This is a genomic window from Aminobacterium sp. UBA4908 (genome assembly GCF_002398115.1).
Lineage (GTDB): Bacteria > Synergistota > Synergistia > Synergistales > Aminobacteriaceae > Aminobacterium > Aminobacterium mobile.
Genome location: NZ_DHCG01000005.1, coordinates 59,268 through 76,129, shown reverse-complemented (window position 1 = coordinate 76,129; position 16,862 = coordinate 59,268). Strand labels below are relative to the sequence as shown.

The 16,862-nt window shown below is 44.1% G+C and carries 20 protein-coding genes and 2 riboswitches; of the genes, 7 read left to right on the top strand and 13 right to left on the bottom strand.

Going from position 1 to position 16,862, the window contains the following annotated elements:
• Nucleotides 1–29: 29 nt before the first annotated feature.
• Complete coding sequence (mce, locus tag B4J50_RS06365) at nucleotides 30–431, bottom strand: methylmalonyl-CoA epimerase (protein WP_024822932.1); 402 nt, start codon at nucleotides 429–431, stop codon at nucleotides 30–32.
• 211 nt (nucleotides 432–642) lie between these two features.
• On the opposite strand from mce, the gene B4J50_RS06360 reads away from it, so the two are divergent.
• A complete protein-coding gene (locus B4J50_RS06360; RefSeq protein ID WP_286846132.1) occupies nucleotides 643–1,020 on the top strand; it encodes a hypothetical protein in 378 nt (125 codons plus the stop codon).
• Nucleotides 1,021–1,051: 31 nt separating this feature from the next.
• Here the strand turns inward: B4J50_RS06360 and B4J50_RS06355 are convergent, their stop codons facing one another.
• Nucleotides 1,052–1,507: a universal stress protein gene (locus tag B4J50_RS06355; RefSeq protein WP_286846133.1), complete on the bottom strand. Its 456-nt coding sequence runs from the start codon at nucleotides 1,505–1,507 to the stop codon at nucleotides 1,052–1,054.
• Nucleotides 1,508–1,604: 97 nt separating this feature from the next.
• Between B4J50_RS06355 and B4J50_RS06350 the strand changes: the two genes are divergently transcribed.
• Nucleotides 1,605–2,285 carry a prepilin peptidase gene (locus B4J50_RS06350; protein ID WP_286846134.1) on the top strand — a complete coding sequence of 227 codons (681 nt, stop codon included), beginning with the start codon at nucleotides 1,605–1,607 and terminating at the stop codon, nucleotides 2,283–2,285.
• Here B4J50_RS06350 and B4J50_RS06345 read toward each other — a convergent pair.
• Nucleotides 2,258–3,097: an alpha/beta hydrolase gene (locus tag B4J50_RS06345; RefSeq protein ID WP_286846135.1), complete on the bottom strand. Its 840-nt coding sequence runs from the start codon at nucleotides 3,095–3,097 to the stop codon at nucleotides 2,258–2,260. The genes B4J50_RS06350 and B4J50_RS06345 overlap by 28 nt on opposite strands.
• A gap of 192 nt (nucleotides 3,098–3,289) precedes the next feature.
• Nucleotides 3,290–3,398: riboswitch (TPP riboswitch) on the top strand.
• A 52-nt stretch (nucleotides 3,399–3,450) separates the two neighbouring features.
• On the opposite strand from B4J50_RS06345, the gene thiT reads away from it, so the two are divergent.
• Genes thiT through thiW form a run of 5 tightly spaced genes read left to right on the top strand, consistent with a single transcriptional unit; the run spans nucleotide 3,451 to nucleotide 6,906 of the window.
• Nucleotides 3,451–3,954 carry an energy-coupled thiamine transporter ThiT gene (gene thiT, locus B4J50_RS06340; protein ID WP_286846136.1) on the top strand — a complete coding sequence of 168 codons (504 nt, stop codon included), beginning with the start codon at nucleotides 3,451–3,453 and terminating at the stop codon, nucleotides 3,952–3,954.
• A gap of 3 nt (nucleotides 3,955–3,957) precedes the next feature.
• Nucleotides 3,958–4,695, top strand: coding sequence for an ABC transporter ATP-binding protein (locus B4J50_RS06335; RefSeq protein WP_286846137.1), 738 nt, complete (start codon nucleotides 3,958–3,960; stop codon nucleotides 4,693–4,695).
• Nucleotides 4,692–5,429: an ABC transporter permease gene (locus tag B4J50_RS06330; RefSeq protein ID WP_286846138.1), complete on the top strand. Its 738-nt coding sequence runs from the start codon at nucleotides 4,692–4,694 to the stop codon at nucleotides 5,427–5,429. Before B4J50_RS06335 ends, B4J50_RS06330 begins: the two co-directional genes overlap by 4 nt.
• A gap of 24 nt (nucleotides 5,430–5,453) precedes the next feature.
• Nucleotides 5,454–6,398, top strand: coding sequence for an ABC transporter substrate-binding protein (locus tag B4J50_RS06325; RefSeq protein WP_286846139.1), 945 nt, complete (start codon nucleotides 5,454–5,456; stop codon nucleotides 6,396–6,398).
• On the top strand, nucleotides 6,373–6,906 hold the full coding sequence (thiW, locus tag B4J50_RS06320) for an energy coupling factor transporter S component ThiW (protein WP_286846141.1): 534 nt from the start codon (nucleotides 6,373–6,375) through the stop codon (nucleotides 6,904–6,906). Before B4J50_RS06325 ends, thiW begins: the two co-directional genes overlap by 26 nt.
• Before the next feature lie 116 nt (nucleotides 6,907–7,022).
• Here the strand turns inward: thiW and thiE are convergent, their stop codons facing one another.
• The 10 genes from thiE to otsB all read right to left on the bottom strand — a co-directional run bounded on the left by thiE (nucleotide 7,023) and on the right by otsB (nucleotide 16,843).
• Nucleotides 7,023–7,655 (bottom strand): thiamine phosphate synthase, encoded by a 633-nt coding sequence (gene thiE / locus B4J50_RS06315; RefSeq protein WP_286846143.1) that lies wholly within the window; start codon nucleotides 7,653–7,655, stop codon nucleotides 7,023–7,025.
• Complete coding sequence (gene thiM / locus B4J50_RS06310; RefSeq protein WP_286954009.1) at nucleotides 7,652–8,461, bottom strand: hydroxyethylthiazole kinase; 810 nt, start codon at nucleotides 8,459–8,461, stop codon at nucleotides 7,652–7,654. Before thiM ends, thiE begins: the two co-directional genes overlap by 4 nt.
• 25 nt (nucleotides 8,462–8,486) lie before the next feature.
• On the bottom strand, nucleotides 8,487–9,323 hold the full coding sequence (thiD, locus tag B4J50_RS06305; protein ID WP_286846146.1) for a bifunctional hydroxymethylpyrimidine kinase/phosphomethylpyrimidine kinase: 837 nt from the start codon (nucleotides 9,321–9,323) through the stop codon (nucleotides 8,487–8,489).
• 50 nt (nucleotides 9,324–9,373) lie between these two features.
• Nucleotides 9,374–9,482, bottom strand: a riboswitch (TPP riboswitch).
• 31 nt (nucleotides 9,483–9,513) lie between these two features.
• Complete coding sequence (pssA, locus tag B4J50_RS06300) at nucleotides 9,514–10,242, bottom strand: CDP-diacylglycerol--serine O-phosphatidyltransferase (RefSeq protein ID WP_024822919.1); 729 nt, start codon at nucleotides 10,240–10,242, stop codon at nucleotides 9,514–9,516.
• Nucleotides 10,229–10,858: a phosphatidylserine decarboxylase family protein gene (locus tag B4J50_RS06295; protein WP_024822918.1), complete on the bottom strand. Its 630-nt coding sequence runs from the start codon at nucleotides 10,856–10,858 to the stop codon at nucleotides 10,229–10,231. Before B4J50_RS06295 ends, pssA begins: the two co-directional genes overlap by 14 nt.
• Nucleotides 10,855–13,314 carry a DNA gyrase subunit A gene (gyrA, locus tag B4J50_RS06290; RefSeq protein WP_286846150.1) on the bottom strand — a complete coding sequence of 820 codons (2,460 nt, stop codon included), beginning with the start codon at nucleotides 13,312–13,314 and terminating at the stop codon, nucleotides 10,855–10,857. The genes B4J50_RS06295 and gyrA overlap by 4 nt, the downstream gene beginning before the upstream one ends.
• Nucleotides 13,315–13,460: 146 nt before the next feature.
• Nucleotides 13,461–14,000 (bottom strand): nitroreductase family protein, encoded by a 540-nt coding sequence (locus tag B4J50_RS06285; protein ID WP_286846151.1) that lies wholly within the window; start codon nucleotides 13,998–14,000, stop codon nucleotides 13,461–13,463.
• A gap of 34 nt (nucleotides 14,001–14,034) precedes the next feature.
• The gene (locus B4J50_RS06280; RefSeq protein ID WP_286846152.1) at nucleotides 14,035–14,562 is read right to left on the bottom strand and encodes a nitroreductase family protein; all 528 of its coding nucleotides are present in this window, start codon (nucleotides 14,560–14,562) and stop codon (nucleotides 14,035–14,037) included.
• Between the two features lie 30 nt (nucleotides 14,563–14,592).
• Complete coding sequence (locus tag B4J50_RS06275) at nucleotides 14,593–16,029, bottom strand: alpha,alpha-trehalose-phosphate synthase (UDP-forming) (RefSeq protein ID WP_286846153.1); 1,437 nt, start codon at nucleotides 16,027–16,029, stop codon at nucleotides 14,593–14,595.
• Complete coding sequence (gene otsB / locus B4J50_RS06270) at nucleotides 16,022–16,843, bottom strand: trehalose-phosphatase (RefSeq protein WP_286846154.1); 822 nt, start codon at nucleotides 16,841–16,843, stop codon at nucleotides 16,022–16,024. Before otsB ends, B4J50_RS06275 begins: the two co-directional genes overlap by 8 nt.
• Between the last annotated feature and the right edge of the window lie 19 nt (nucleotides 16,844–16,862).

The following is a 16,862-nucleotide window of genomic DNA, read 5'->3' as shown; positions in this document are numbered from 1 at the left end:
GCTGCGATTCGTCATCGCTCACTTCTCCTTTATCGTTCAGAAAGTTCGAGTAAAATACCACCTGTAGCTTTAGGGTGAACAAACGCTATTTTTGCTCCTCCTGCACCACACCTCGGTTTTTCATCAATAAGCCGAACCCCTTTTTCTTTCAATTCAGCCAAAGCTTCTTCTACGTTTTCTACTCTTAGAGCTATATGGTGAATTCCTTCGCCACGTTTTTCTATAAATTTAGCAATAGGGCTTTCATCTTCCGTCGGCTCTAAAAGTTCTATTTCCGTATCTTTAATAGGTAAAAAAGCCGTTTTAACCTTTTGATCTGTCACCTCTTCTATTCCTATACACTTAATTCCCAAGGTACTTTCCCATATCTTAAGCGACTCTTCAATACTTTTCACCGCAATACCAATGTGATCTACAACGGTGACTTTCATTGGACAGACCTCCTTTGTTAAACTTATAATCACTATAGATATTAATAACGTTTCAAATGACTTTATATATACTAATGCAACGTTACTAATCTTAACAAAGAAAACTCAAATTACCACTTTCCTCTCTCTAAAATCAAGGTTTTAAGGTACAATTCTTATAAGGTATTATTATGGGGATTTTTTAATAAAAAGAAAAGGGGGAAATCGTTCCGTGCATCTTATAACATGTAAGCTGTGTGGAAAGGTATTCACTTCCAATAGCGGGAAAATCTGCCCCCAGTGCCTTGAAGAGCTTGATGACCTCTATCCTCGCGTCAGAGAATTTTTGAGGGATCATGCCTCTCAAGAGTACAATGCTGAAGAACTTGCTGAAGAAGTTGGGGTAGATATTCGTTATATTCAAGCGCTCATCGATCTGAAATACATTGAACGTAATGTTAGCTCTGAGGAAGAAGAACAGGAAAAAAGAGAGCGACTTTTGAAAGAATTTCAAAAAAACCTAGACGAAGGGAAACGTCGCTCCACATCGACAGAGACAAGACGAACATATGGCCAGGAACGATACGGAGAAAAGGGAAGGAAACCTTAAGAAAAGAAGAAGCGGGGGTACCCCCGCTTCTCTAGAAAATTTCAAGGCCAGGACGATAAATAAGCACGGAACAATGAGCATAGCGAGCCACATTGGCAGCCGTGCTTCCTACTACAAGCCTTTCTATGGTGCTTTGCCCTCGGTACCCTATCACAATTAAGTTGTAATCTCCCTGCTTTGCAAAGTCGATAATAACATCAGAAGGGCTCCCTTCTTTCACCACCATATCAAAATCAACATTTGCAAGTTCTGGGAGCTTCTCCTTTGCCTTCTTGAAATAATATTCAAGTTTTTTCCTGGCTATCTCTGAGATCTCCATATCAATTTCAGGAGGCAACCATGGTTCATACCCTTTCCATAAGGTAGGGTGAGGCATAACGTGAATAAATGTCGCATGAACACCAAGACGGAGGGCTAAAGAACAACCATAAGCAAAAACTTCCTCCGAAACCTTGCTCAAATCCACAGCAACAAGTATTTTTTTCATATCTATCCCCCCCTTTAGGGTCGATAATGATAATATTATAAACGATATATGGGTACTATTTCCAATTATTTAAAAAGAGCTTGCATATGGAGGCAAAATGAATTTATTCTTTATGATTCTTTTTCTTGTGTTCTCTTTTTTTTGTGGCGTTTTTCTTGAACATGAAGCTCAAAACATAACTCAAAACGTGCGTCTTGAAGAAACTCTGGGAATTCAACATTTTTTTTCCCGGCCGTTGATTTCTGGAGGAATCTTTTTAATCATGATGACTGGGTTCTATTTAATTTGGCATTTTTCTTTCTCTCTTTTATTGGCCTTTTTAATAGGATCATGCCTTTTTTTCTCCGCTCTCACCGATCTATATAGCGGATATGTATTTGATGTTATTCCTTTTCTCATGGTTCTTTCAGCTTTTGCAATACGTATTCTAGGAGGCAAGACGGCCTTCATCGACGGCATATTGGGAGCAGGTATAGGTGTAGGTATAATGGGAGCAATCCGATTGTTCAGCAAAGGGGGCGTCGGGCAAGGGGATATTAAGCTCATGGGAGGAGTTGGCATGGGATTAGGTACAAAGCTCACTCTCTGTTCTCTTTATATTGGATTTTTTTGCGGTGGACTCATTGCTTCGTTTTTACTTTTAGCCCGTAAAGTTCATAAAAAGCAACCGATCCCTTTTGTCCCCTTCCTTGCTCTGGGAGGAATCATTGCGCTTTTAGCCGCACCTATGTTAGAGCACATATTCGGACTTCATTTACCCTGGCCATGGGGAAATTGATATGGAGTTGAAAAGCGTTTGGCAATATGAGACGTCATCATCTGCAACGGTTTAATAGAAGGGATCCCATGAAGCTTTCTAAAAGAATGATCTGCCCCTGGAATAATAATGAACTCTTTATCCCGTACAGCAATAGCCCCGCAAAGGCGACGACATGCTCTCTCGCTGAAAGTCAAGTCTTCATCCCCATAGAAACAAACAGCCCATCCTCGGTCAATATGAGAAGCAGAATGAAGCAGTTTTTGCTGACTTCCTACTGTGTCCAAAATAGGAAGTTTAAATGCTTCTTTCGCTTTGTCGACTCTTATTCCGTCGCCACTTCCGGAAAGGATAAGGCCTGAAGGTTTCTTTTGTAAAAGAGGAGCATGCATATTCGAGCCTTGCAGCATCGATATGTACCCATCCCCTGCTATCATAATGGAATGAAGTCCCCCTAAGGAAAACCCCCAAAGATATATTTCTGCTTCAGGATGTCGCCTTTCCACAAATTGAAAAGCTGAACATGCATCGAAAAGATCCATTGCATATGTTTTTCCCGAAAAAGCTGCAATAGCCCATTGGTCTCTGTTTTCTCCGAAAGTCTCTCTATCGTGACGAATACGGCTCGTTTCTGTCAAATAAATAGAAATATCCAATGAAGAGAGCATATTCGCAAGGACAGCATATTTATTTCCTTCTTGAAGAGAAGCACATCCATGAACCCCATGAAAAAGGATCAACACTTGGCGAGATGGGACCTTCGACGGAACATAATTAAGGGAAACTTTTTTATCACCAAAGCTTCCTTCTGCAAATAGAGTTTCTCTAGACATCACACACCTCTTTCGCCTCAATTAAAAGCAAGAGAAACATGCCTCATCACATTTGCTTTTTTTACATCCTTTTAAGAAACCAGTATCAAAGCTCTCACCCTGAAAAAATCTCTATCATTTTTTTATTATATATTATATTGTTTTTCTCTTCCTGATTTGACAAAGCCACTTTCTAGGGTCAAAATGAAGATAATAAAGTACTGGGGGAGTCGGCGTAAACCGGCTGAGAGGAGACGAGAGGTCTCGACCCCTAGAACCTGATCCGGGTCATGCCGGCGAAGGGAAGTCTAGAGAAATATTCCGACAAGTTACTCCCTTCCTTCCTCCGGCAGACACACAAGGAGGAAAAATTCATGCGTACTAAAACTCGAGTATTGGTTGAAGGGGCCTTGGTAGTAGCCATGACTGTAGCTTTTTCTCATTTAAAGCTATGGCGAATGCCTCAAGGGGGATCGGTGACACTGGAAAATATCCCGTTGTTGCTTTTTGCGCTTCGTCACGGTGTTAAATGGGGAGTAGGAGCAGGGCTTGTAGCTGGATTAGTCCAACTTCTGCTTGGTGGATATGTGGTGCATCCAATTCAAGCTCTTCTCGACTATCCATTAGCTTTTGGGGTATTAGGTATTGCCGCACTTATACGTAAACCGCTGTGGGCTGGTTTAACGTTAGGAAGTTGTGGTCGCCTTATCTGTCACGTGCTTTCGGGAGTCGTTTTTTTCGGGAGTTATGCCCCTGAAGGAACAAATGTCTGGCTCTATTCAATCGTTTATAACAGCAGTTATATGGTACCTAATTTGGCGTTGAGCATTCTCGTGACCTATATGGTTTGGAAAAGGCTCTCACATATTAACCAGTGACAAATGCTTCGCATACAAAACCTGAATAAACGCTTTAACAACCTTTCTGTTATAGAAGGGGTCAATATGGTTTTGCCTCAAAAGAGTTTCTCTGTCCTCATCGGGCCATCAGGGTGCGGGAAAACTACTCTTTTTGACATATTGACAGGGATACTTCCTCGCGACAGTGGCTCTATAGAGTGGGAAGGGGAACAGCTTCCTCATCTTGGCACTAAAGCAGCCTATATGCAACAAAAAGACCTGCTCCTTCCCTGGCTCTCCCTCTTGGAAAATGCTCTGCTTCCCTCTATGCTCGCTGGCAAAAAGGGTCCTGCTGAACACCAGAGAGCCCATGAGCTTTTCTCGCACTTTGGGTTAGGGGGTTTTGAATCGTATCTTCCTCAATCTGTATCAGGAGGGATGAGACAAAGATGCGCTCTTATTCGAACCCTTATGTTCGAAAGGGAAATAGTTCTTTTAGACGAGCCTCTTTCTGCTCTGGATGCTATCACAAGACGTGGTCTCCAAACTTATTTAGCCATGCTCAAGAATCAATATGGGAAAACGGTATTGATGATATCTCACGATATAGATGAAGCCCTTGCTCTCGCCGATGACATTATTGTTCTCACTGCCAGCCCCATGAGAGTTCAAGATACTATTCACATATGTCGTCCTACTCTCTGTGATTCGATGGCACCATCTATGGAGACATTGAGATGTCGCGTTCTCAATGAGTTGGAAGCAGGAGGAATACAATGAAAGGTCGAATCGCTTCATGTGTATTACTCTTCCTGCTAATAGGAATATGGGAGGTTCTCTGCAGAATTATCCAGATTCCTGTCTTTATACTTCCAGCCCCGTCGCGTATTGTCTCCGTAGCTATTTTTCAGGCTCCACTTTTAGCTCATCACGCACTAATCACGTGTTTCGAAATCCTTTTAGGAGTTGCCCTCTCAGTCATCGTGGCTATTTCCATGTCTATACTCATGTTTGCCTCACCTTTGGTGGAACAAGCTCTCTCCCCCCTCTTGATAGCTTCTCAAGCTATACCAGTCTTCGCTTTAGCGCCTTTATTGATAATTTGGCTAGGATACGGAATCTGGAGCAAAGTCTGTATGGCAGCCCTCATTATCTTCTTTCCTATAACTGTCAACTTGCTGGAAGGGTTTAAGAGTTGCGACTCAGACTACGATAAACTCTTTACCCTTATGGGAGCATCTTTTCCTAAAAGGCTTCGTTATCTCTACTGGCCCTGGGCTTTACCCTACTTTTTTGCCGGCCTTAAAGTAGGAGTTTCCGTTGCCACTATTGGCGCCGTTATTGGGGAATGGGTAGGGGCCCAAAGTGGGCTTGGCTATCTTATGATCCAATGGAATGCTCGCCTTCGGGTCGATATGGTTTTTGCTGCCATACTCTGGCTTACTATTATAGGGATATCCCTCTGGAGCATTGTTAGCTTTTTAAATAAAAAAGTTATTACGTGGAATCGATAAATTTTTAAGAAAGAAGGGACACATATGAAAAGGCAGATAACACCTATTTTTATTGTTTGTGCATGTTTTATGACTATAGTTTCTCCGCTATGGGGAGCAGAAAAGCTTTCCCTTATGCTTGATTGGTTCCCTAATATTGATCATCTCCCCCTTTTTGTTGCCCAAGAAAAAGGCATTTTTGATAAATACGGGCTCGATATATCTATCCTTTCTCCTGCAGAAACTGCAGATCCTCTTAAACTAGCTGCCTCTGGTCACGTAGATTTAGCTATAGCTTATGAACCTCAGGCTATCATGGCAGCATCAGAAGGAATACCTATAAAGGTTGTTGGACGACTTATTGGCCACCCTCTGTCTACTCTTCTTTTTATAGATGATAAAGATATAAGGGAACCATCAGATCTTGAAGGGAAGAATATCGGTTATACCGTCCCAGGAATGATGGATTTTCTTACAGATGGATTTGCCCGGAAAAACAACGTAAAAAACTACAAGCTCATCAATGTGGGGTTTTCCATCTTGCCTTCTCTCACCACAGGGAAAGTAGATGCCGTTATGGGGCCATATAAGAATTATGAAGTCGTAGAGCTGGAACAACATGGATACAAAGCAGGCTACTTCGAACTTGAAAAATACGGTATACCTGACTATGACGAACTCGTTTTCATCTCTGGAGAAAAAAACCTTCAAAATCGAGAAAAAGCTATTGCCACTTTTTGCCAGGCTCTTCAGGAAGCAATAGAGGAAACACGCAGAACTCCCCAAGAATCGTTGGACCTGTATTTAAAGGCTGTACCTGAAGCTGAAGAGAAACTAGAATTCGCTGCTCTAGAGAAAACTCTCCACCTCTTTGCAGAAAGCCAGTCTTTTGACAAAGAGAAGTGGCAAGAATTTGCTAATTTCGCCTTATCTATTGGAATGATCGGAAAGGAAGTGAACGTGTATGACATCCTGTGGAACAGAAAATAGTGCCCCCCTTACAACAACAGAAAGGCATATAAAAAAGCTCACTGTAGCAGGTCTTCTTGCTTCCGCAGGAGTACTGCTCTCTGGAGTATATATTCCCTTCGGACCCACTAAATGTTTTCCTTTTCAACATACTATTAACGCTTTTTCTGGCATATTGCTTGGTCCTTGGTGGGCTGCTTCCATTGCTTTTGTAACGAGCTTCATTCGAAATATGATGGGGACAGGAAGCCTTTTTGCCTTTCCCGGAAGCATTCCAGGCGCTCTAATGGTGGGTTTTACCTATCGCCTCTTCAAAAAAGATTGGGCAGCTTTAGCAGAGCCCTTGGGGACAGGACCTATAGGAGCCACTCTTTCGGCACTGGTCATAGGCCCTGCTATAGAAAAAACTCCAGCTCTGGGAGGACTCCAGATGGCCTTTCTCGCTAGCAGTATCCCTGGTGCTTTGTTGGGATATGGGCTTGTGGTTTTAACAAAACGAATGGGGCTATTTAAAAATTTCTATCTATAGGGAGAAACAACAGCAGAAAATGAAGTCTAACAAACAGTTAAGAAAACGTCTCTGTCTGTTAGGGGAAAATGAATTAAAATTGAAAGAGAGAGGGTGTTTTGAAACACCCTCTCTCTTCATTTCTTTTCTATTAAAGACATTATCTTTTGAGCCTCAGCCTGAATATTTGGGGCTCCTATTACTGCTGAAATAAGGGCCACCCCCTGAACTCCAGTCGTCATTATTTCGGGAATTTTATCTATAGTAATGCCTCCAATGGCTACCGCCGGAATGGGCACCTTTCTCATAATCTCTCGAATACGAGAGGGCCCCACCACCTTCGCATCCACTTTGCTTCCTGTAGGATAGGCCGCGCCTATGCCAATGTAGGAAGCACCCAGGGCCAGAGCCTGTTCCGCCTCTTCCACTGTATGAGCTGAAACTCCCACTATAAAGGAGTCAGGAACAAAGGGTTTTACCGCTTCAAGGGGAAGATCGTCCTGACCGAGATGAACCCCATCTGCCCCAACTGCTAAAGCCACATCAACACGGTCATTAATAATGAGAGGGGTACCATAACAATGACATATTTTTCTAAGAGACTGCGCTACTTCAAAAAGACAACGTCCTTCCATTTCTTTATCTCGCAGTTGAATTAAGGTGGCACCTCCACGAAGAGCTGCTTCTGTCTGTTCTTCCAGAGAAAAAGGGGCTCCAATCTTTCTATCTGGAATGACATAAAGCTTCAGCATTTCCATTATGTTTTTCATAAACATCTCTCCTTACTCCCTTCCCATCGACTCTCTGCGTCGAAGAAATCGGGAGGGGATAGACGATATATCTCATCTATAAAAGCACAGCCAAAGGAACCGGGGCCTCGTACCCACTCTATTTTTTCTGCACGTTCCGAGGCTATGGAAACAGCTATAAGTCCAGTCAAACTGGCAAGAAGAGGATCTTTCGTTACAGCAGCACACCCAGCAATGATCGTTCCTACAGAACAACCACTGCCCGTTATCTCTGGCAACCAATGGCTTCCGCCCTTAACCGAAAAGGTATTTTCCCCATAAACGATAACATCTATCTCACCAGTAGCCACGGCAACTACATTATATTGTTCAGATATGCGAGAGAGCGCTTTTTTCACATCCCCTTGAGCCGCCCCATCTATTCCTCGAACAACGCCCTTTCCCCCACCTAAAAGACACATTTCTCCACTATTGCCCTTCACTATAGAGACATGCCCACTCTCTAAAATACGATGGACAAAATCCCTTCGCACGTCAGTAGCCCCATAACCTACTGGATCAAGGATCAAAGCCTTATGCTCGGGAGTTTGAGATAAGGCCACAAGGACTGCTTCTGCCGCCATAAGGCTTTCTGATGTGGGCGTTCCCACATTCATAAGAATGCTATCAGCTTGAGCTGCAAAGATTCCTGCTTCATCTCTGCATAAAGACATGACTGGAGAAGCTCCGGAAGCCAAACAAACGTTAGCCTGAAGAGATGCTGCTACCATATTGCTCAGCTGGTAGACTAATGGTTTTTTCTTTTTTAGATTCGACCAGACAGACATCAGTCCTGAAATCGAATACCTAGAATCACTCCGTATCATGCGAATCGACAACCCAAGAAGGCCTTACAGCGTGACCTAAAGGTCCCCATCCATGACCTGGTTTAAAACTATGGCTTAAAGCCAGACGTAAATACTGTCGCCCTAAAGAAACAGCTTCGAGAAGGTCTCGTCCCGCAGCCAATTCCGCAGCAATAGCAGCGCTCAAAGTACAGCCTGTACCGTGCGTATTCTGGGTATTGATTCGAGAATCTTCAAAAACTGTAATCTTCCCTTCATTGAAAAGCACATCTACAACTGTCTCTCCCGCCTCATCTTCTTCCATATGACCACCCTTTACAAGCACTGCTTTGGGGCCAAGTCCTGCAATAATTCTGGCAGCTCTTTCCATATCCTCTTGAGTGTTGACATCTATACCGCTTAACTTGGCTGCTTCCGGCATATTGGGGGTTACAAGCAGGGCAAGTGGAAGAAGCTGCTCTTGCATGGCCGTAATTGCCTCTTCTGCAATAAGGGTCACCCCACTTTGAGAAATCATAACAGGATCAACTACAACGTTCGAAATTTGATAGTTTTTTAGAGCTTCACATGTTACACCAATAATCTCTTTTCGACTGAGCATCCCCGTCTTGACAGCGTTTACAGTAAAGTCAGAAAGGACTGCCTTCAACTGCGCCTCTACATTTTCCTCTGGAAGATTGAAGATATCCGTAACTGTAAGGCTATTTTGCGCCGTTACCGCTGTGATAACAGACATGCCAAAAACATGGAGAGCTGCAAAAGTTTTCAAATCTGCCTGAATTCCAGCTCCACCCCCTGAGTCGCTACCTGCAATAGTAAGTGCGTTACCACGATACAATACCAAAAAGAGCACCTCCCAAAAAATAAAAGAGGAGCCCCGCCTGCAACGGCGAACTCCTCCTTATAAAAGCTCCCTGCGCCAGCATTATCCGGATCAGGTAGTAAGGGTCGAAAGCACGCCGGCTTTCCTCTCAGCTCCATGTGAGCTCCCCCGTATAAAAAGCATACTTTTGCGTCTGTTTTTTACCCTTTGCCTATACTCTCTCCTTCAATGGATCTTCCTCCTGTAAAGAGAGCCACTTTCCCCAATCAAAATGAAGCAACCCGCTCACGACATAAATAGAAATAGCCGCCAGAGGGGCTGAGGTATGGAGAGTTACAATAAGAGCCAAAGCAACAAAACCTAAAAAGAAAAACTTTTTCTTATTGCTGTTCCCTTTACGAAGCCCCTTTAAATTCCCGTAAGGAACACTCGAAATCATAAGCACACCAGTAGTTACCGCCAAAGCCGCTGCCACATAAGAAGGAAGAGAAAAACCAGCAATCACAAAAGAAGCGAGAAAAAGTCCTCCTGCTGGAATGGGAAGTCCCTGAAAAGGGCCAGGAACATGAACCACATTAAAACGAGCGAGTCGAAGAGCTCCGCAGAGAGCAAAAAAGCAAACAGCAAGCCCCCCCGTGACGCCTGCAAAGCCCTGAAGAGACGTAACATACATCAGAAACGCAGGTGCTACTCCGAAGCTCACAACATCAGCCAAGCTATCAAATTCCATTCCAAACTGACTTCCGCCCCCAAGACTTCTGGCGACGCGTCCATCCATAAAATCGAAGAACACTGCAAAAAAAACCAACCACGCAGCTGGGACATATTTCCCGTGAAAAGAAAGAATCAGTGACAGCATGCCACAGAGTAAATTTCCACTCGTGACCATATTAGGGGCTATTTCGCGAAAAGAAAGATGCCGTTTTTTAATCATTTTCATTTTTCGCCGTCACTCCCAAAACAGATTTACCAGCCTTTACTTTCTGGCCGATATATACAGACGACTTTACACTCTTGGGCAGGTATACGTCAACTTTAGACCCTAACTTAATCATCCCGAAACGTTCTCCTCGAACTAAGTGCTGCCCTTTTTCAAGACGACAAACAATGCGACGTGCCAAAAAACCGGCGATTTGAACTAAAAGCACTGGCCCCCGGTCTGTATGGAGACCAATATACATGCGCTCATTTTCTTCTGAAGCCTTCGGAGCGAAAGCCATCCACTTTTTACCAGGAACATATTCTAAATAATCTACTGTTCCCTTTTGAGGTACTCTGTTTACATGTACATCTAAAGGGGACATAAAAATACCTATCTTTAAGACCGATCCTGTATAGGGATGAAAAGCCTCTTCTATCTCCACTACTTTGCCATCTGCCGGAGACACCCATCCCTCTTTTTCTTCTGGAAGAGTTCGTTCCGGGTCTCTATAAAACCACACCATCAAAGCCAGAACCCCTCCCATTATTCCAGCCATCCACGGAGATATCATAAAACTGGCTCCTGTTAAGAGAGCGGCAAAAGTTATAGTGGGCCAACCGTCACGAGCGATCATATAGAAGTATCCCCATCTTCCGTAGTAGAAACAACACTCGCATCTGCTACTGTATCTCCTTCGTCAAGTCTCACCATAATGCTTCCTCTCGCGGTTCGACCTAAAACCGGCGTCTCTGCCACAGCAAGACGAATCATCCGACCGCGGCTAGTAATAGCAATAATCTCATCCTCTTCAGCGACGCTCCAACATCCTACAATGAGCCCTGTCTTTTCAGAGAGATTCATAACCTTAACGCCAAGGCCGCCCCGATGTCGAAGCATAAACTCGTCGTAGTGCGTACGTTTTCCAACACCCTTTTCACTCAAAAGCAAGGGCCAGCGATTATCAAAAACCCTATCGCAACCAATGACATAATCGCCTTTCGCAAGTCGGATGCCTCTCACGCCCCGAGCAGCTCTTCCCATCGGGCGAAACTCACTCTCCTCAACTCGAAGTGCCTGACCCTGAGCCGTAACAATCAGCAAATGATCTTCGCCGGAAGTGAGGACTATCTGGGCTATCTCATCTCCCTCATCCAACCCCAACACTCTTCGTCCTGCCCGTGTCAAGTTTTTGAGTTCACTGAGATCCAGACGTTTTGCCGTGCCTTTTTTGGTGATAAAAAAGGCATACTGCGCTCCTTCCACCGCACGTCCATGCATGGCCACTACACGTTCTCCCTCTTCAAGAGCAATAAAGCGGTTTACCATCTTCCCGCGCCCACTCTTCGACTCGGGAATCATATAGCCTCGAAGGGCAAAAACCCTCCCCATGGAGGTAAAGAGATAAATATCTTGATGAGTTTCCGTTACGGCCACTAAGGCTATTTCATCTTCTTCCTGAAGAGTCGCTCCCTTTCTGCCTTTCCCTCCCCGCCCTTGGAGGGAGTATTCTTCAAGATCTTTCCTTTTCAGGTATCCATCCTGAGAAAGAACTACAACGATGTCACTTTCAGGAATTAGATCCTCTAAAGAAAGCTCCTCGAATGCTTCGATAATTTCAGTCTTTCTTTCATCTCCAAAGCGCTTCTTAAGATCAAGAAGCTCTTCTTTTATTACTGCGTCTAGGATTTTAGGGTTCCCTAAAATAGACTGGAATCTCTCTATATCAGAAAGAAGCTGCGCTAACTCCGTTTCAAGTTTCTCTCGCTCTAACCCTGTAAGCCTCTGAAGGCGCATATCAAGAATTGCCTGGGCCTGAGGCTCTGAAAAACCTAGCTTTTCTATAAGTCCCTTCCTCGCCTCATCTGTAGTTTTAGAGCCCCTTATGAGAGCAATAACTTCATCAATAATATCAAGGGCCTTCACTAGGCCTTCCACGATATGTGCCCTGGCCTGAGCCTTTTCGAGACGGAATTGAGTTCTTCTTCTAACGACGTTGCGTCTATGATTAAGGAAAATAGAGAGCATTTCTATAATCGGAAGCTCCCGAGGATGCCCGTCTACTAAGGCTAGATTAATTACTCCGAAAGTACTCTGAAGCTGAGTCCGACGATAGAGCTGCCGCAAGACCAAGTTCGGGTCAGTATCTTTGTTGATCTCCAAAACAATGCGAAGCCCTTCTCTGTCAGATTCATCCCGAATATCTGTTATCCCATCTATATGCTTATCCTGAACGTTTTTGGCGATAGTTTCGATGAGATTGGTCTTATTGACCATATAGGGGATCTCGGTAATTACTACAGATGTTTTTCCTCGTTTCCCCTCCTCCACCTCTGTTTTACCGCGCGTAATCAGCTTGCCGCGCCCAGTTTGATAGGCTTCAATAATGCCTTCTCTCCCCAAAATAACTCCACCCGTAGGGAAGTCAGGGCCTGGCATACGAAGCAAAATTTCTCCAAGATCTACATTTTCCGGATCCGTGTCGATAAGATACTCAAGGGCATCTATAACTTCACTCAGATTATGAGGAGGGATGTTCGTTGCCATACCTACTGCTATTCCCGAGCTACCATTAATAAGCAAGTTGGGGAGCATGGCCGGCAAATAGAGGGGTTCCTGTAGGGATTCATCAAAATTTGGTCCCCAGTCTACCGTGTTTTCATCGATGTCCGCAAGCATAAGCTCTCCGATTTCATAAAGCCGCGCTTCAGTATATCGCATAGCAGCTGCTGGATCTCCATCGATGGAGCCAAAGTTACCCTGTCCATCCACAAGGCGATAGCGCATACTGAAATCCTGAGCCATACGCACCATGGTTTCATAAATAGCAGCGTCTCCATGGGGATGATACTTACCCATGGTTTCTCCAACCACACGAGCAGATTTCTTATACGATGAGGAATGGCGAAGGCCGAGTTCCATCATTGCATAAAGGATCCTTCTTTGAACAGGTTTAAGCCCGTCCCGGGCGTCAGGAAGAGCCCTCCCCACTATGACACTCATGGCATAATCAAGATAGCTATGTTTAATTTCTTCCACTAAGGGGAGAGGAATTACTTTCCCAAATAGGGGCTCACCTTTTCTCTCATCCATATACTTCTTACCTCCAAATAAAGTTCCTTTTAAAAGAGCTTATAAACATAAATGACAAACTATAACATTTTAACACGTCTCAACAGCATGGCGAAAAATCCTAAAGAAGAAGCTCTGCTCTTCTTTAGGATTTGCATGCCGAAAATTTACTTTTCGCCTCCCCAGCAATCTTTATAAACTGCATTATTATCTATTCCGTGATGAGGTGCTTTTTCTTCTGCTGGATATCCGAGGGCTGCGATTCCGATCACTTTTATATGAGCGGGCACCTTCAAAATAGGACAAACTCGCTCTTCCCGGGGATGTCGTCCCATAACTTTTAACCAGACACCCTCAAGACCTAATGCTCTGGCTGCTAATAACATGTTCTCCAACGCTGCCGCTCCATCTTCTATCCAAGCTGTATCCCCTTCCGGATAGAGAGACGTATCGGCGCAAACTGCAATAGCAAGGGGTGCTTCTGCCAACATTTTCCCTGAATCATGAGCAACCGACAACTGGTCTAATATTTCCCTTCTCTGTATCACTATAAATCGACACGGCCTCCTGTTATGAGCACTTGGAGCCGCAAAAGCACACTCAAGAAGGATATGGACAACGCCAGGCTCTGTAGGGGTCAATGTAAACTTACGAATGCTCCGACGGCCTAAAATATTTTGAATAACGGGATGCTCTCTTCTCTCCATAGTCAACCAACTCCTTTATCGATGATAAAAATGTCTACCACCGTTCCATATGCAAAGCGCCCTGATCTATCCCTTGATGAGGTTCCTTTTTTTCTTTACCATACCCCAAAACCGCAATACCCAACACTGCTATGTGATTGGGTATTGATAAAATTTTTCGAATAGATTCCTCCTTGCCAGGAGCATGACGAACACCAAGCCATACTCCATCAAGACCAATGGCATGGGCTGCAACGAGAATATTCTGCATGGCAGCGGAGCAATCCTCTTCCCAGTATCGATGAGCAAAATCACTTTTTTCGGGGTCTCCGCATACAACTATAGCCAAAGGAGCTTCAAAGAGCATTTTGCCGTAGGGATGATCCTCTGCCAGTCGATTAAGAAGCTCTCTGTCCGTTACTACCACGAAGTGACGAGCACGGCTATTAGCCGCACTGGGAGCCGCACATCCACATTCAACAAGAAGCTCTATTTTTTCTTTTTCTACCAGCCTCTCCTCAAAACGACGAATGCTTCGACGCCCCAAAATGGCACGAATCGTCTCGCTATCCCTGATTCTCATTCTATTTCACCACCCTCACTTCATCTACGCTTAAAAATCCCCCCATGCACCAAGCAAAAACTTCTCTCCCCACCAGTATACATCATGTTTTCTAAGATTATTTTTCAAAATTGTCATGCGCGATTTTCTCTCGCATAGGCTCATAATCACTGCGTAATAGATGGTATCGGCTACACCTTCTACGTCGTAAGGATTCACCAGAAGAGCTCCCTTTCTCATCTGACAAGCCGCCCCGGCAAATTCACTTAATATAAGGGATCCTCCATTACTGGAATGGCAAGCACAATATTCTTTACACACGAGATTCATGCCGTCTTTCAAAGAAGTAACGAGAGCCGTATCTGTAGCATGATATAAAGCTGCTAACTCCTCTTGGGAAACTGATGTATACTGATAAGTAATGGGGGTCCATATATCTGTAGAAAAACGCCTATTAACAACGCGAACCAGTTCTTCTATTTCTTCTCGGAGGTTCCGGTATTCGTATATGCCTTCTCGGCTAGGGACCAACACCTGTAAAAGCATAATTTTATCCTGCAACGTACTATATTTCTCAAGAGCCCGGGAAAATGCCCGAAGTTTTTCTGGAACACCTTTTGTGTAATCTAATCTATCGACGCCAAGAAAGAGGTGCCTTCCCCCTGCGGCCTGCCGAACTTTCAGAGCTCTATCTACAACTTTTTTTCTTTTACTTAAGTCGCAAAAAGCCTTATAGTCGATACTTGCTGGTAGATTGCCTATTTTCATTTGATGTATACCTGTATTAAGGGAAACAAGCATACCACGACCTTCTATATGACTCGACGGATAGAGAATCTTCATAGAATTGATAAAGTTCTTACGATCCCGGTGAGTTTGAAAACAAAGGAAAGTATATTGTTGTAATTCTTCCATTATCGCTACTCGCCATGGGAGTTTCATAAATACATCCGGAGGAGGGAACGGAATATGTAAAAAGAAAACACATTGCCGTTTAACCCCTATTTTCTTGAAACTTTCAGCTAAAGGAATAAGCTGATAATCATTGACCCATATAAGATCTTCAGGTCGAGTATTTTCAGCAACAATTTTAGCAAATTTATGATTAACTTGGAGGTACAACTCCCAAAAATGGGGGGAAAAAGAACATTTTGTCTCTAAATCATGGAAAAGGGGCCATAACACCGAATTGGAAAAACCGTGGTAATATCCTTCTATTTCCAGTTCTTCAAGCTGTACCCCTATTATCTGAAAACCAGATCGACGAGAGACTGGCTCTAAAATATACCGCAACTTCTCAGATCCGATCTCTTCTTTACAACCTGTCCAACCTATCCATAGACCCCCTCGGCTTCTCAATACTGGAGAAAGGGCTGTTACAAGCCCTCCAGCGCCAGGATCTACTACCCACTCTTCTCTGTTTTTCCTCAAAACAACGGGCAAACGGTTTGAAACTACAACCACGCGTTTCCCCACCCATTTATCCATAGCTAGCCCCCCTTCTCCTTGCCAGACAAGCACACCATCTGTTAAGGAAGCTCGTTACTTCGCCAGGTGGAGATAGCTGTACAAGGGCTTCGGTTTCCCTCTCCTCTGCTGTTACAAGAACAGAAAGCCCCTTCCCTCTCATTGCGGCAAAAGCTTTTTCATCGGAAACATCGTCTCCAAGATAAGCGGAGACGGAGCTCGGATGCTCCTCTAAAAGAGCTTTCACCACCACTCCTTTGTGGATATCTGGACCAGTAACTTCTATTCCTCCACAAAAAGGAGAAATAACGAGACGAAAGCGTCGGCATATACTTTCCCAACCTAGACAAATATTTTCAATCTGCCTCGCATAAAACCGACAGTCCCTTCCTCGCCAATGAAGAGCTACAGACATTTCTTTCTTTTCGATCCAATGCAAGATACCCTCTTGTTCAACTATTTTAACGGCCGTCTCTAAACCCTCTTTTTGAGAAGGATCAAGGGGTATCTGAAATACTGTACCATCAGGGAATACACGCTCTCTGCCATAATTTCCCCATATTTCAACTTTTCCTACAAGGCCAGAAAGTCTCCCTACGTCCCTCGCATCTCGCCCAGATATCAAAACGACGATGCCGCCAGCCTCCACTATGCGAGAAATACATGCTGTCATTCCAGGCCAAGGAAAGGCTTTCTCCCGTTCCATCACAAAAGGAGCTAAAGTACCATCATAGTCACTCATCAAAAGAGGAGGAGATGGACTTCTGCCCATGGAATCCCAAAATTGTTCAAAAATTTTTCCAATAGGTCCTTCCGGATGAGGATCAATGATCATTTTACCCCGGCACCCCTCC

What these genes read in the sequence shown, in the direction of transcription:
- B4J50_RS06335 (WP_286846137.1), top strand. Translation starts at nt 3,958, where the DNA reads ATGCTTCGCATACAAAACCTGAATAAACGCTTTAACAACCTTTCTGTT.
- B4J50_RS06345 (WP_286846135.1), bottom strand. Translation starts at nt 3,097, where the DNA reads ATGTCTAGAGAAACTCTATTTGCAGAAGGAAGCTTTGGTGATAAAAAA.
- thiM (WP_286954009.1), bottom strand. Translation starts at nt 8,461, where the DNA reads ATGTCTGTCTGGTCGAATCTAAAAAAGAAAAAACCATTAGTCTACCAG.
- B4J50_RS06280 (WP_286846152.1), bottom strand. Translation starts at nt 14,562, where the DNA reads ATGAGAATCAGGGATAGCGAGACGATTCGTGCCATTTTGGGGCGTCGA.
- B4J50_RS06295 (WP_024822918.1), bottom strand. Translation starts at nt 10,858, where the DNA reads ATGATCGCTCGTGACGGTTGGCCCACTATAACTTTTGCCGCTCTCTTA.
- B4J50_RS06275 (WP_286846153.1), bottom strand. Translation starts at nt 16,029, where the DNA reads ATGGATAAATGGGTGGGGAAACGCGTGGTTGTAGTTTCAAACCGTTTG.
- thiE (WP_286846143.1), bottom strand. Translation starts at nt 7,655, where the DNA reads ATGAAAAACATAATGGAAATGCTGAAGCTTTATGTCATTCCAGATAGA.
- B4J50_RS06355 (WP_286846133.1), bottom strand. Translation starts at nt 1,507, where the DNA reads ATGAAAAAAATACTTGTTGCTGTGGATTTGAGCAAGGTTTCGGAGGAA.
- mce (WP_024822932.1), bottom strand. Translation starts at nt 431, where the DNA reads ATGAAAGTCACCGTTGTAGATCACATTGGTATTGCGGTGAAAAGTATT.
- pssA (WP_024822919.1), bottom strand. Translation starts at nt 10,242, where the DNA reads ATGAAAATGATTAAAAAACGGCATCTTTCTTTTCGCGAAATAGCCCCT.
- B4J50_RS06325 (WP_286846139.1), top strand. Translation starts at nt 5,454, where the DNA reads ATGAAAAGGCAGATAACACCTATTTTTATTGTTTGTGCATGTTTTATG.
- thiT (WP_286846136.1), top strand. Translation starts at nt 3,451, where the DNA reads ATGCGTACTAAAACTCGAGTATTGGTTGAAGGGGCCTTGGTAGTAGCC.
- otsB (WP_286846154.1), bottom strand. Translation starts at nt 16,843, where the DNA reads ATGATCATTGATCCTCATCCGGAAGGACCTATTGGAAAAATTTTTGAA.
- B4J50_RS06350 (WP_286846134.1), top strand. Translation starts at nt 1,605, where the DNA reads ATGAATTTATTCTTTATGATTCTTTTTCTTGTGTTCTCTTTTTTTTGT.
- thiW (WP_286846141.1), top strand. Translation starts at nt 6,373, where the DNA reads ATGACATCCTGTGGAACAGAAAATAGTGCCCCCCTTACAACAACAGAA.
- B4J50_RS06330 (WP_286846138.1), top strand. Translation starts at nt 4,692, where the DNA reads ATGAAAGGTCGAATCGCTTCATGTGTATTACTCTTCCTGCTAATAGGA.
- gyrA (WP_286846150.1), bottom strand. Translation starts at nt 13,314, where the DNA reads ATGGATGAGAGAAAAGGTGAGCCCCTATTTGGGAAAGTAATTCCTCTC.
- B4J50_RS06285 (WP_286846151.1), bottom strand. Translation starts at nt 14,000, where the DNA reads ATGGAGAGAAGAGAGCATCCCGTTATTCAAAATATTTTAGGCCGTCGG.